This is a genomic window from Micromonospora purpureochromogenes (assembly GCF_900091515.1).
Taxonomy (GTDB): Bacteria; Actinomycetota; Actinomycetes; order Mycobacteriales; family Micromonosporaceae; genus Micromonospora; species Micromonospora purpureochromogenes.
In genome coordinates, this window is record NZ_LT607410.1 from 4,391,753 (window position 1) to 4,406,104 (window position 14,352).

Annotated in this window: 6 protein-coding genes; all 6 read right to left on the reverse strand. The window is 65.8% G+C overall.

Going from position 1 to position 14,352, the window contains the following annotated elements; translation table 11 throughout:
* Positions 1-292 precede the first annotated feature (292 nt).
* Entirely contained in the window at positions 293-2,401 is a 2,109-nt protein-coding gene (locus GA0074696_RS20325) for a DEAD/DEAH box helicase (protein ID WP_088962568.1), read from the reverse strand.
* A complete protein-coding gene (gene brxD, locus GA0074696_RS20330; protein ID WP_088962569.1) occupies positions 2,398-3,714 on the reverse strand; it encodes a BREX system ATP-binding protein BrxD in 1,317 nt (438 codons plus the stop codon). Before brxD ends, GA0074696_RS20325 begins: the two co-directional genes overlap by 4 nt.
* Positions 3,711-6,452, reverse strand: a complete 2,742-nt coding sequence (pglZ, locus tag GA0074696_RS20335) for a BREX-2 system phosphatase PglZ (protein WP_157746059.1) — start codon at positions 6,450-6,452, stop codon at positions 3,711-3,713. The genes brxD and pglZ overlap by 4 nt, the downstream gene beginning before the upstream one ends.
* Positions 6,452-10,171 (reverse strand): phage resistance protein, encoded by a 3,720-nt coding sequence (locus GA0074696_RS20340; RefSeq protein ID WP_088962571.1) that lies wholly within the window; start codon positions 10,169-10,171, stop codon positions 6,452-6,454. Before GA0074696_RS20340 ends, pglZ begins: the two co-directional genes overlap by 1 nt.
* 276 nt (positions 10,172-10,447) lie before the next feature.
* The gene (locus tag GA0074696_RS20345; protein ID WP_088962572.1) at positions 10,448-10,663 is read right to left on the reverse strand and encodes a hypothetical protein; all 216 of its coding nucleotides are present in this window, start codon (positions 10,661-10,663) and stop codon (positions 10,448-10,450) included.
* Positions 10,656-14,252: a BREX-2 system adenine-specific DNA-methyltransferase PglX gene (gene pglX, locus GA0074696_RS20350; RefSeq protein WP_088964690.1), complete on the reverse strand. Its 3,597-nt coding sequence runs from the start codon at positions 14,250-14,252 to the stop codon at positions 10,656-10,658. Before pglX ends, GA0074696_RS20345 begins: the two co-directional genes overlap by 8 nt.
* Between the last annotated feature and the right edge of the window lie 100 nt (positions 14,253-14,352).

Consider the following 14,352-nt stretch of genomic DNA (forward strand, 5'->3'; position numbering starts at 1 on the left):
GGCCGGGGTGAGTGAACCGCCCTGGGTTCTGTGGAGACCTTGTCCGGAGCCCGGACATCGCGACCGCCGGGCCTGCGAGAACCACCACCTTTTTCCTGAGTTGGCGGGCGCAGTTCGCCGGTCGTCGGTGAGCGGTAGGTGTCCGTGCTTCATCGGCCATCCAGAGCGGTCCGGGTCCAGGGGTGGATAGCCCCCGGCCGCTGCCGGAGGCGGGTCTGGGTCGTAGGACAGGAGGCCCTACCCGCCGAGGGCGTCGTCCCGTCGGTCGCCGGTTAAACGCCCTACGAGTAGGTCACTGAATGTAAGTGAAAGTCGAAGGCTCGTTAACTAAAGCCCCGGCACCGTGAAGATCCGCGAGCCGGGCCGCCAGAGTTGCGATGGCCAGCCGCTCGGGCAGGGCGCTGTTGAACTTCAGGCCGGCTAGCGCCTTCGGACTTACATCCGGAAGGCTCGGATGCTCGGCGGCGTCCGCAAGCCCTTCTAGCCATTCCTGGCGTGTGACGTCCCTGCGCAGCCGTAGATAGGTGTCGCGATGGTCCTGTACCGGATCCGCGACGCGGCTCAGCGTGCTGGCCAGCGTGGCGTTGGCCCGGTATCCGGCCCAGGTCCACCACCGCAGGTCACCGGACGGCGTTTGCGTGACGACGGTGCCCTTTCGGGCAACAGTATGAGCGTCTCTTTCGCGAAGCTCAGCAAGACGACTTTCGGCTCGCCGTGTCATCTGCACCGATGGCTGTTCGCCGAGTAGCACCTGCCTCATGGCCTGCGTCAGCGTGAACGACAGGCCAGAGATCTCACCAGCCGTCCAACGTGCTTTACCGCCGCTGTCGACCGGTTCGACGAAGCAGCGCCGGCGAGTCCAGTCGATGTAGGTCACCTGCCAGCTGCGGCCGCCGAGAAGCAACCGCCGGGGACCGGTGACTTTCTCGACGAGGAGGCTTGGGTCGATCCTGCCCAATTCGGTACGCCCCGCCAGAACTGTGAATTCCGGTGCCGCAGTGAACACGGAGGTCATTCCCATGAAATGCCGGCGGCCGAAGCGCAGTTCCGCTTCCGCACCGATGAAGAGCATCCCGTCATCGGACTCGAGGTAGCCGTGCTCCACCAAGTGCCGGACGATGACGGCGGAGCGCCCGGTGAACGGTTCCAGACCGTTCCACGAATCGGGCCAGGTCTGGCCGCCGACCCGGTGTTCTTGCAGTGCCAAGGCGAGGACCTGTTGAGCGACGATGTGCCGCGGCTCGGGCGGCACGACGATCGGCTCAACCCAACCGCGAGACCACAAGGTGAGCAGTCCCGCAGCATGCAACAGTGAAGCGCCGTCAAGAGTGAGGAACAGGCAGTTGCGTGTCGTGTCGGCGCGGCGGCCGGTTCTTCCTAGCCGTTGCAGGAAGGCAGCGACTGTCTGCGGCGCGTCGATCTGAATCACCCGGTCCAAGTCGCCGACGTCGATGCCGAGTTCCAGGGTGCTGGTGGAGACGACGACACAGTCGCGGCCCTCAGCAAACGCTAACTCGGATCGCCGCCGTTCCGCTGTTGACAACGAAGCGTGAGACAGGAACGTGGTGACGCCGGCGGAGCGCAGCAGGGCACCCAGTTCCTCGACCTGCTGCCTCGACTCGCAGAACACCAGTCGTTTCTCGCCGCGGTGCAGGCTCGCGATGACCTTGGCAGCATTGTGTAGGGATCCGACGTAATCCAGCTCGATGTCCCCGGGTGGCACTTTCCGTGAAGTCGAGATGTCCGGCGATGGGGCGACCACCACTCCGGTACGCGTTCCCCAGCCCGAGCCCTGCAACCAGCTCAGCAGCTCATCGGGGTTTCCGACGGTGGCCGACAACCCGATCCGCTGGATCGGGCGGCCGGTGATGCGGGTCAGTCGTTCGGTGACTGCGAGCAGATGCCAGCCCCGATCGTCGCCGGCGAAAGCATGCACCTCGTCGACGACGAGGGCGCGCACGTCGCGGAAGAACATGTGATGGTCGACGTTCGCGCTAACCAGCATTGCTTCGAGGGATTCCGGTGTGGTCAGCAGGATGTCCGGCCGGTCCGCCAGGATCCGGCGGCGGGTAGCGGCGGTGACGTCGCCGTGCCAGAGTTCGGCACGACGCCCTAGCCACTCGGCGTACCGGTGCAGGCGCGGGGTGAGATTGTTGAGCAGCGCCTTGAGCGGGCACACGTAGAGCACGGTGGTGCCGGTCCAGCCTTCAGCCGCCATCCGCGATAGCAGCGGGAACATCGCTGCTTCGGTTTTCCCGCTCGCCGTTGCGGCCAGCAGGATCGCATCCTGCCCGGTGAGCAGTGGTTCGATGGCCTGCCGTTGCAGATCGCGGAGCCGGGGCCAACCGAGCGTGTTGACGATGTGGTGAACCAGCACCGGATGCAGCTGTTCGGTCGTCAAAGGTCAAGCTCGATCTCGTTGGCGCGCATGGCATTGCGTTCAATGTCGGTGAGCTCGGTTCCTGAAACGGTGAGTTTGAAGTGCTGACGCGGGTCGAAGTCGGGGTGCAATTCCACCGGGTCGAGGACACCGGCGACCAGCTTCTTCAGGAAGAGCCGCGGGACGATGCCGACCTTGCCGCCGAGCTCCCCGGCAAGGGCCCGGCCGAGGTCGGCCAGGTACGTGTCGTCCACCAGCCGCAGTACCCGGTCCTTGGCTTCCGAGCCGTCTGCATAGAGGTCACGTACGCGAGCGCCGAGTTCGGTGAGCGAGTCGAGCGTGAATCCCGGTAGGCGCAGCTGAACCGCTCGGGGGTTGTCGAAGCGAGGGTCGTCCGGGAAGTCGGTGGCGAGCCGCTGGGCCAGAGGCGCGAGTCGGGAGATCCCCTGCGGTCCGTCAAAAAACGCTGGCGTTCCCGTGATGACCAGGTACAGCCCGGGAAAACGGCCCGAGTGCACCTCGTCGACGAGTTGGCGCAGCGAGTTGAGTGCCTTGTCGCGAGCGTCAGACCGTACTCGTTGCAACGTCTCGACCTCGTCGAGCACGAGCAGCAGTCCCGGATAGCCGCAGTCACGCAGCACAACGAGCATGCCCTGCAGGAAGCCGAGTGCGCCGAAATGATCGAGGTCGCCACGGACGCCCGCATGCTTACGGGCAACGGCGGACACATGTGGCTGACCGCCGAGCCAGGCCAGCACGGCATCGGCGCCGGCCGCGTCACCTGCGGCGAGCGCGGCCCGGTACCCGCGCAGGGCGGTGGCGAACATCGGAGCGGTACGGCCGACCACCGCAAGCCGTTGGGTCAGCAGCCGGTCAACGGCCGTGTCCACGGCTGACTGGTCCTCCAGGTCGACGTCGCCTGCGGCGGCCGCGTCGTCTTCCAGCGCGTAGAACCAGGCGTCGATGATCGAGCGCAGGGCGCTGGCTGGGAACGTCGCAGTGGACAGCCGCTCGATGACCCTGCGGTAGACGGTCTCGAGCCGGTGCAGCGGGGTTTCGTTTTCCGAGATCTGGACCTCGGCCGTGGCAAAGTTGGCACTTTTGGCCTGTTCGGCAAGCCAGCGTGCGAAGAAGGTCTTGCCGGATCCGTATTCACCACGAACGGCCTTGAAGACGGCGCCCCCGACGGCGGCCGCGTCGATCTCCTCGCGCAACGCCGGGCCGAACCGGTCCAGGCCCACCGCCAGCAGGTCGAGACCTGCCTCCGGTACGACGCCACGGCGCAGCGCGTCGATTACCTGGCGACGGCGTACCGTGCTGATCGCCGCAATCATCGGATGCTCCCCGACACACCGAACTGCTGTCGCAGCAGGGCGAGGTCGAGCCGAGCGGTCCGCCCGTCATCGATGATCGACAGCACGGCGAAGTTGTCCACGTTGAAGATCCGCTGCAGGGTGGTCACGAACCCGCCCGCCCGTGTGGCGGTCTCGCCGGCACCCTGTGCCACCAGGACTACCGGCAGTGTTCCGTTCGCCCGCAACAGCGCGGAAAGCGCACCACGAACCTTGGCGATCGGCACCTTGCGAGGGGTGAGTGCGTGCTGGGCGCGGAACATCTCCGAGGCAAGCACCGCTTCCACCAGGTCGGGGGCCGCCTGCGTGGGCTCGGAAGCGGTGAGGTCGAAGAGGGCCTCACCCTGCTCGTGCGCCCGGCGGCTTGGCTTACGTGCCTTTTCCGGTACCGCGGCGAGCGGCAGCTCGGCTGACGGCGACGGCGAGGTAGACGCGTTCCACCAGGTCGGCTCCTGGGTGCCGAGCGGACGCCAGGCCGGTGGCGCAGTCGCTCCGAGCGGCAACAGTGCGATGACTGGCACGGTCACCTCGGCAAGCGAGGCGCCGCCGTGATAGCCGGCCCGGCGGGGAAGGTACCGCAAACCTTCGTCCCAGATTGCCACGATCCGATTGTCGCCGTCGAGCACCCGGGGACCGCTCAGCTCAACCTCACCGTCGCTCGCAACTGCGGCGTCGAGCCGGTGCCGGGCCGAGGCCGGGTCCGTTGACGCGCGCAACTGCCCGCCGCGTTCCAGCACGTGCCCGTGGTCGCTGGTCAGAATGACCGCCCGTCCTTGATAGCTCGCGTGCTCGAGCAGCGTACGCAGGACACCCAGTTGATTGAGCCGCCAGCCTGCGTCAGCACTCTCCCGGCCGTGGTCCAGAGCGTCGTCGATGGTATTGATCACGACGCCGACGATGGTGTCGGGTTCGCTGAGCGCAGCGACCAGGTCGGCGTTCAGCACTCCCCCTGCGTCCCCGTACAGGTTGTTCTTGTGGAAGAGGCGAGCCGTGCGTCCATTCCAGAGCTGATGCTGTTCGAAAGCGGCGCGCTCGTCGTCCTGGTTGCCGCGCCGCAGCAATCCGGTGAACAGCGAGGTACGCGAAACCGCCGTAACCGACGGGATGCCGGAGACCACCCCGCGCCGACGGGCTCCGCCGGCCGCCCGTGCACCTGCCGGGTCGTACTCCTGCCAGCCGTTGCCGGTCAGTTCCGCAGTAAGTTCGTTGGCCGCTGCGGCAGTCATCCCGTCCAGGACAACCAGGAGCACGCCGCGGTCCCCGTCACGAACCACGGGTTCGACGACCTTGCCGAGGATCGACTCTACGGTCCAAGCCCCGGCAGGGTGTCTTACCCAGCGCGCCAGAACCTCAGCGAAGGCGCTGTCCAACGCTTTCCGCCGTACGCGCACCCGCTCGTCCAGCACCCGGTAGGTCCGGGCAAGGTCGGTGTGCGCGTCGTCGCCGGCCCATACGTGCTCAAGCGCAGTGTCGACCCAAGACCATTCGGCGATCTGCGCATCGATCGCCTCGCCGGTGTCGGCAAAGGAGCGCGGCGGGGTGTTGAGCCACCGCAGGAGCCGGACCGCCATCTCGGCCCGTTGCACGCGGTGCCGGTAGCGTCCGGCCAACATGTGCCCGGCAAGCCGCTGAGCGGCTGCCTCGGCAGTTGACACTGCGGCCTGCGTACCGCCCAGTGCCTGATCCAACGCATGTGCGACGGCGGCAAGTGCGCGATCGAAGCCGGTCGGGAGGACGCTGCTGTGCTCCGCGGCGGCATGCGCGGAGAACATTGTCAGCAGGTCCTCGGCGCGTTCCAGCACCTGCTGCGGGGTCAGCTCGCGCTCAGCGAGCGGTCGGTCGCTGCCGTTGAACAGGCCGATCGTGATGTCCTGCGCGGCCGCCCCGTAGGCGCGCATCGCGGCCGGGTCGAGGTGCGCGGCACCCGCGTACTGTTCGACACGTCCTTGAGCTCGTTGGTCCGCGTTATTCGGGTCAGCCCAGAGCGTGGCACAGAGCAGGCCGAGCGGCAGCAGATCGGCGATGTGATCGGTCTCGGCCAGCAGGCCGAGCATCCGGCCGGTGGGACCGAACGTCTCGCCGAGCCAGGTCAGTAGGCCGAACCGTTCGGCGTCGGTGAGCCGATCGAGGTCCTGACGAGCTGTTGGCAGGGCGCTCCACCGCAACAGCACCGCGTCATCGAGATCATCCGGCTCGACGTTGAGGCGGCGCAGACCGAGCCGTTCGACGGTGAGATGACGCAACGCCAGGTCGCGCTGCAGCACCGTCCCGGCCAGCGGCGGCCAACCTTTCGCCGGTGTGGCCTCCAAGAGGGCCGGGCCGGCCCAGCGCAGCTCCGCCAAGCGAGGATCGATCCGCTGGGCGCCGAAGGAATCCGCGATGATGGCCCACGGCTCCATCCGGAACACCGACCGGTGCACGACTCGGCTGAGCAGGCCGGTGCCGAGCATCTCTTCCGGCACCGGCGTGAGGATCACCGCGGGCATCGTGCGCTTTGCGACGAGCTGCTCCCAGATCGCCAGTACGGACTCCGCCCCGACCACCTCGAACTCGATGCCGGTCCGGGTGACCATTACCGGTTCATAAGGCCAGTGCGCAGCCGCTGCCACTAGGATGATCGGCGCGGGCGTCAACGGCCGATCCTGCAAGATTTTGGTAATCCGCTGTGCCAGCGCGGCCGGATTGACCGTTAGCGTCAGCGGAGCACCGTCGGTGATCATCACGGCAGAATCCGCCAGTTGATCTCCACCCGCTGCCTGGGGTGTTGCTGGACGGCCGCGCGCAGTTCGGCGAGTGCGTCCTCTAGGTCTGCTGCCGGCACCAGGTCCCGACCTGCGGGAAGCGACTTCTGCGGAGGCAGCGGCGGCGGGTCTATGGGCTTCTGGCGTTTGGTGGTCCGGCGCAGCAGGTCGGTCGCCCGACTGCGGCACCGGCGCAGCACCGGGATCAACGGCGTGGTGAGCTCGTCGTCCTGCGCGGCCCGCCGAAGGTCTGCGAAGATCTCCTCGGCTTCCGCGCGCCACTGCTCATCCAGATCGGCGATCAGGTCGAGGGTGTCCCAGTCGGTCAAGCTCAGCGCCCCGCTTACCTCCCGGGCGCTGCGGATGCTCGTGCCAACCCGCTCGGCCGGGCCACCCAGGTCGGCGTGGGCGAGCTGGCGCACGATCTCCACATTGTTGTGTCGGGAATCGAGGCCGTCGAGTAGGTCGGCGGCCACCTGGGCGGTGTGCAGGCGCCCGGTAGTGGCGCGCGTGTCGAGCCCCAGCCGCTCCTGGTGGCGTTCCAGCAGGTCGACCAGGTCACGTGCCGCGCTGCGATAGTTGCGGGACTGCTTCGACAGGTCCTGCACGAAGAGCGCGACGAGGCGGCCCCGGGGCAGCACCGGCGGCATGAACCCGAACAGGTGCATAGCCCGATCCCGAGCGTTCTTCCAATCCTCCTCCTCCGGGCGCTCCGGGGTGCGCAGGGTCATGTCCTCGGTGATCGCACTCAGCTCCGGCTGCGGGGTGAGCACGGCACCGTGCCGCATCCAGGTCCGATCCGTCTGCTCCGCAAAGACGGCCAGCACCAGCCGGGCGACAAGCGGGTCGAGGCCTTGCGGTTGCGGGTCGTCGAGCCACTCGAAGAGTCGCTTGGCAGGCAGGTCGCCGGTGATGCCCTCCTGTCCGGCTTTGCGGTGGAAATGCTCGACCCAGTGCCGGCCAAGGACAAAGGGTGCCTCATGCATCTCGCCGAGCCGGAGCGGGTTGGCGATCCGGCGCATGACCTGCCGGTCCTTGCGCTCCACCTCGACCCGGTTGTCGCTGTCCTCGACCGCTCGGCGCACCCAGTCAAACACGGTGCGGAGTTCAGCGGACTTCAGCGCCTCGCCCTTGCGGTCCGGGTCGAAGTCGGGATGCGCGGGGAACTGCCGCTGCAGGACCTGATCGGCGATGCTACGCAGAGCGTCGTTCAAGCGGGCACCGACCGGCAAGGTCAGCGGCGGGCCGCCAGCCAGGTTGATCAGATGTTCATCGTACGTGGTGAGCACATCCGCCGACTTCTTGGCGGCCAGACCGTACGCCTGCCGCAGCACGCCCCGCATCGCGAGCATGAGCGCGTCACGCTGGCTGGTCAGTGCCGCGTGCGCACGTCGCCGGTCGTCCTCGCTCAGGTGCTTGGCGTGCGACTCGAAGCGTTGCCCGCTGAGCAGCGAATCCAGGATCACCAGGCGGCCCAGGTCGGTCTGCCGGCTTCCGGTCAGGGTGGCCGGAATCCAGCACACCGTCTGGTCGGCAAAGTCGATCTCGCCCACCCGGGCCCGGTCGTCGGTGGGCTGGTACAGCTTGTCGTCGAACGGATAGTCGATCACCAGCCGCCAGGCGTCCGCGGTGAACGGGTGGAAGCTCTCATCGCGCAACTCAGCCTTGTCACGGATGTTGCCGAAGACGACCTCGAGCGAGCGCTTGCTGCCCCGCCACACGACATGAGCCAGATCGACGTACTGGTCGGTGACAGTGACGCCGAGCTCTTCCCAGAGCAACCGCTTCACCATCGCCTTGCGGGCGCCGAAGCCCTGGCTGTCGAAGTGCCGGGCAGAGCTGATCACGCTGTCGACGTCGATGCCGACCAGTTCAAGGCGGACCGACGGGTTGTCACCGTCGCTGACCTTGATCTCGCCGAATCGCTCGGCCCAGCGCTGCAACTTGGCCTGGACCACGCCGACCTCATTGCCGGAGATCCGAGTGACGAAGCTGCCGTGGTTGAGCGCCGATAGCTTGCGCGGTGTCAGGTCCCGCAAGGCAGGGACGGACGGCGCGAGCGCAGATAGCAGGAGAGTCTTGATCAGCCGGTCGTCGGCTTGAAAGGCTCGCATCCGTACGCTCTTGTCCGGTGGCAGCTGGCCGCCCAGCCGCACCACTTCCAGATCCTCGTCGGTAACGCCGCTGGTCTCCAGCAGGTAGGGCCGCAGCTTGCCCTGGTACAGCTTCTGCGCGGTCTCGAACTCGGCCTTCAGCTTCTCTGTGAACGGCTGGTCGCCGCCGCGGCTGAGCACGTCATAGAGGTCACCGAGCGGGATGAGCTGGCCGAGCCGCAACTCCTCGCGGCGCTCCATCAGCAACTGCCGCATCAGCTTAAGCGCCGTCCGCGACCGCTGCAGCGCGCTGGAGACATAGACGAGGGTGGAAAGAAAGGCCGGGCTGAACGGGTACGACTGCCGGAACGACTCGAGGTCGGCGCCGCTGCCGGTGTCGACGCCGAGCAGTGTGTCCCAGACGTCCGCCCGGACCCGCTGCACCTCCTCGAACTTGCGGTTGATCTCATGATCCGCCGGGCCGCCGTCGCCGCCGACCCGCTTCAACAGCCGCTTGCGGGTGATCTCCGGCAGATTGCGGTCCTCCAGCGTGATCCGGTCGAACCGGCCCTTGGCAAGGTCCAGAGCATCCTGAAAACCCAACTCGGTTGCCCCGGTGACCCCCTCACCGACGAGTTCCCGCAAATCCCGCTGGCGGGCGATGAACGTGATCACGGGGATCGGACGGCGGGCATCCGAACCCTCCACGAAGTTCGTGATCTTCTGTACCTCGCGGGCCACGAACCGCTCGTCGCCGATCGAGTTGGCCAACCAGAGGATCAGTTCGTCGAGGAAGAGCACAAGGGCGTCGTACCCAAGGCTTTTCGCATGGCGGGCGATCTCCGTCAGGCCCCGGTCCAGGGCGACGAAGCCCTCCGCGTCCTCCAACGCGTTGCGGAAGAAACCCTTTTGCCAGCTGCTCAGCAGGTCACTGACCAGCTTGCGCCGGGCCTCGTCGTCATGGGCCGCCGCGAAGGCTGCATCGAGCGCCGCAGGTGTCCAGGAACTGACCGGATCGTCCTCCCAGTCGTCCTCCTCCCCCTCGCCGGGCAAGCCGGCGATGAACGCCGTATCACCGATCTGCTCACGCAGATGCCGGCTCTGCTCCAACAGCGCATCGGTGCGGTGCACAGCCGGAAGATCGCAGTCAGGACGCAACTCCCGTACCCGCAGCACGTACTCACCGAGCACCTTCTGCTCGAGTGAACGTGCCCCGAGCATGTGGTACGGCACCAGCAGGAAGTCTCGCTTGCCCAGCCAGTCGTGCTTGGTCAGCAGCGGCGCGAACTCCGGCCGGCTGCGGGCCGCGCGGTCGTTGCGCAGCAGCGCGTGCAGCACGGCCATGAAGTGCGACTTACCGGCACCGAAGGAACCGTGCAGATAGGCGGCCCGGGAGGTGCCGCTCGTCAGCGCACTGGAGATCAGGTTGAGCGCCTCGTCGAAGTTCGCCACCAGCGACGGCGGGAGGACGTACTCCGCCAGAGTCCGCTCGGCGTTCTCCACGCCGTCGGACAGTTTCAGGACAAAATCGCTATCACTGGTCGCAGAGGGCTCGGGGATCTCGATGTAGTCCTTGAGCAGGGGAGGTTGGCTCTGCGCTGGCATGGTGACACCGTACCGGTCGCCGTCAGTGTGACGCTGAAGCCGGGCGAGCGTAAGCGAGCGCGGCCAATGCCGGACGGAACGCCGGCTCCTGATCGAGGGGCGCGGCGAGATGCCGCTCCGCGACCGGTGTACAAAGCCTCGCAGCTTACCGTCGTGGCTGATCAACTTGGTCAGCGCCGCGTCCGCACACTCGACGAGCCACGCCTGGCCGAGGTCGGCAGCCGCCGCAGCAGGCTCTCCCGGCTCGGCGAGGTCGCCGGCCTGAACCAGCAACTGCTAGGCGAACGCCCCGATTGGCTCGTCGGAATAGAAGTCACCGGCGGACAGCACCCGTGCCACCGCGACCACCGTGGCCGCCGCCGGCCGCCTCGTCGTCTCGCTGCGCTTCAGCCGATTCGAGTCCCACAGCCGCAGCACAGCGTGCAGGTCCCCCACCGCGTGGCGCTCGGTCCAGCGAACGAACTCGATCCCCGGCGGCGACTGCTCACCCACGCGTGTTCCGCCGGCCCCGCACGGCGGCCGGCGGACGCCAACCCGCCAGGTCCTCCACAGTGAGGTGCCAGCGGGCGAGCCGCTCGACGAGGAACCCCTCGTACTCGTCGGCGGGCAGGTCCCCGGTCAACGGATCAATCTCGTCGTGCCACTGGCGCACCCAAGGCAGGATCTCGCGAAGACCGGCGAGCAGCGGGGTGAGCCGGTCGGCTGGCCAGCCGTCGTGGTCGCCGCGCTGGACCACCAGCAGGGACAGTGCGTGCGTCTGCTGCAGGTGATTCCAGCCGCCCCAACCGATCAACATTGAGGAGTCACCGTCGCGCCCGGCGAGAGGGTAGGAGATGAACCGCTCCTTCGGCACGTCCAGCTTGCCGCGATTCGACCAGTAGCTCGGTTTGCGGAAATCGGCCGGTGCGTACTTCGGCAGCAGTGGAATCATCTTGCGGATCCGCTGCTTCGCCTCCTCGTCCTCAGCCGCATCCTCTTTCCGCTGGAGGTCCCAAACGTCCTCCCAGTCGGCCCGCTTGGCCAGGCCGGAGTCCTTGTAGCGCAGCGCTGCAAGGCATGGGACGTGCTCGGTATCGACCAGGTCGGCAACAACCTTGGCAAGGTCAACGCCCGGCGCGTAGATCTCCGCCACGGACACGAAGTCGGTGTCGCGGCGCAGTTCGTCGGCGAGCTGCGCGGTGGAGAGCGGACGCGGCTGCTCGAAGCCGTTTTCGTCGAACTCGAACCAGAGTTCCCGCTGCTCACACTTGTCGAGAAGCCAGTCGCGCAGGGCGTGCTCCTGCATCTTGTCCCAGCCCTCAGGACCCCAGCGCCGCTTGCACTCTGGCCGTTCGATCAGCGCCAGGTAGCGATTCGTCTCAATGACGTGAATCCGCTTCTCGACAATAGCGCGGTAGGCGGGCGACCAGCGCTCGGGGAGCTGGGTGATCGACTTGGACCCGTGCCGCGCGAACCAGTGCGTCTCCGCCTCGCCGGCGGCCATCTTGCGGGCCAGAACGATCTCGAAGGCACGCTCGCCTAGCTCGATCTCTGGCACGTCGTCGCAGGTCAGCGCCTCATCAAGCAGGCCATAGAGCCGGTAGACCTCCCAGTCCAACTCTTCCTGCAGCGCAATCATCCGCCCCCGGATCCCCAGCCATTCTTCACGCGCTTCCGCCAGCCGCTCCCGGGTTGGCACCGCCTCTTTCGCGATCTCAGCGGGGCTCAGGGCTGTCAGGCGCCTCGCGCTCTCCTCCAACGCCGTCGCCAGCCCCAATGGGTACGCCGGAGGTAGCGGCAACTCCTGCAGCTTCGTCCCGGTGAACTCATAGAATCGCTCCCAGTCATCAGGAGTGAATCCGCCACCCTCACCACGAATACCCTTGTCATGACTGACTTGCTTAAGCCAGAAACATGCCGCCGAACTATTTAGAATTCCCAAAAGTTGCAAATGCTCTTCAACGGTAGCCGACTCGGACAACCTCACAATCGGCGCAGACCTATTGAACACTTCCTCGGGTCGGCCCAGTATAAAATGGTTATGAGTTGTCACAAAAGCAAAGGCGATTGCATCTCGACTCAAGCCGAGGTCCCTGGGCAATTGGTGCCACTGCCACCACTTTCGCCCTCGCTGCAAATAAGTACCATTGCCCGCACTCCGACACCAGAGCTCCCATCTGAAAGGCCACAGATAGCGCAGGAGTGATGAGCCAATCTGATCGTAGTCGAGCAACTCCTTGTCTTCAGTGTACGGAAACACAACGAAGTCCTGCCCCGTACGAGACCAGTCCCTTACGTGATCTCCCCGATAAGAAATCTTGCCGCGGAGATCATCTACAGCCTTAGCTAGCGGCCCACGCGTGGGCAAAGTAAATACATCATCAGCATGCGTGTCACCGTAGAACCCGACGCGCTTCGCTACTGCAGACAAGCGCTTCGCGCGTCGCGATTCCAGCTCTTCTACCAACTCCAAACCGCCATCTTGGAGGATCCATGGGAATCTGCCGAAGTAGCGCGCCCTCTCAAGGTCGTCGACGCTAACCCAAGCACTTCTCGAACCCGGCCTGTTGTACTGTTCCTCGATGGCCTTCCAGACGAAGCCGTCGCGAGCATTCGAGGGCTCTCCTGGCTCCCCTCGTACACTGCGGACCGTCCTAACGGTCGCCTCCAGCCTCGCAGGACGCGACCGACCGACAAGAATGATGGTCGGCGTCCCGTGGCCAGGGATGAACGCACCAGACGTATCAATTACATGCGTCAAATCCACTCGCCGTGCCAGGAACTTCTTGACAAGCGCTTCACCGAACTCACGCTTCATAAAAGAGTTAGCCGTAATCTGACCAACATAACCAGAACCACGACCATCAGAATCAGGTCGCCTGGACAACTCGAAGAGCAACTGAGCAAAGGGAACAGATAAGGCGAAGCTGCCGGAGCACACATCGGGGTAGGTTTCACCGTAAAGCTTTGCCAGACGCTTGTCTTTCGGCGCAATGTAGGGAGGATTGCCGACAACAACGTGATAGCGGCCATCGCGCAATATTTCAGGGTGCTCGTCCAGGTCTTCAACGAGATACTTGAAGGCTGCCATCTTCTCTACATCGGTGGCTCCAGTTAGCGTCAGTTGCCGGACCCGAATCAGAGAATCGCCGATGGCAAGGTTAAGGGGGAAGGCGACCTGAGTGACCTCGTCGAAGGCGACGAAGCCGGCTTCCCTGAGGGCAGCGATCAGCAGGCGGAAGCGAGCAATGGCGACCGCGAACGGGTTGATGTCGACGCCATGAACCGCTTCGAGAGCGAGCTTGACGATCTCGTGAGCGTCGCGTGTCGTCGTGTCGCGCCACTGCTCAACGAGCCGGTGGAAGGCGCCCAGGACGAAGTGACCGGATCCGCAGGCCGGATCAATCATCTTGACGGCGTCCAGACCGAATTCGCCGACCGCCGGAGTCAAAGTCAGGTCAAGGATGAACTCCTCGACGAACTCGGGCGTCTGCAGCAAGGCGTACGTTTTGCGGGTGGCCTCCGAGAGGTTCTGATACAGGTCACCGAGGAAGCGGGTTCCCCACTCCGCGTCGGTGAAGTCGTGGATCAGGACGCCTTCGGCGTTGGTGCGGCGCCAGAAGGCGATCAGGTCCTTGGCTGCATCGGGGCTGACCGGCAAGTGGTAGGCGGCGTTGTGCTGTGGATCGAAGAGCGTCTTGCCGGCCTGAGTACGCCCGATGTGGTCGAAGGCAGTCAGCAGCCAGTGCCGATCGTTCTCCGCCGGATTCACCCGGAAGTATTCTTCCTGAGATTCCTCGGCCCAGATTGCCCGTTCCTTAGTGGGCCCGGCCAGGAAGCAGGACCGCCCGAACAGTCCGTTGTCCTCGCAAAAGCGGACGAAAACCGTACCCAGGATCCAGGCGACGGCGGCCTGGGTGATCCGCTCGTCCCGCCAGACGGTCCAAGTCGCCGCGGTGCGCTTGAGTTCGAACGCGGCGTCATACTCTGCCCGGAGCTTGCTGTAGATCGGCCCGGTCGTGCCCACCTGCTCGACCAAGTCCTTCTCCAGGAGTCTTACCTGGCCCTGAAGGTCCTTCCGCAACGCCTCCGCAACGATCACGCCGTTCCCCTCGCCTACCCCGTGCACCGCCCGATCCGGCGCGAACCCGGATCACCGTACCGTTTGCAACAGCTTCGATCCCCTGGCCGAGGTACTTCGC

Bases quoted from the DNA above. Each gene is read 5' to 3' on its own strand.
- brxD (WP_088962569.1), bottom strand. From the start codon at position 3,714: ATGATTGCGGCGATCAGCACGGTACGCCGTCGCCAGGTAATCGACGCG.
- pglZ (WP_157746059.1), bottom strand. From the start codon at position 6,452: ATGATCACCGACGGTGCTCCGCTGACGCTAACGGTCAATCCGGCCGCG.
- GA0074696_RS20340 (WP_088962571.1), bottom strand. From the start codon at position 10,171: ATGCCAGCGCAGAGCCAACCTCCCCTGCTCAAGGACTACATCGAGATC.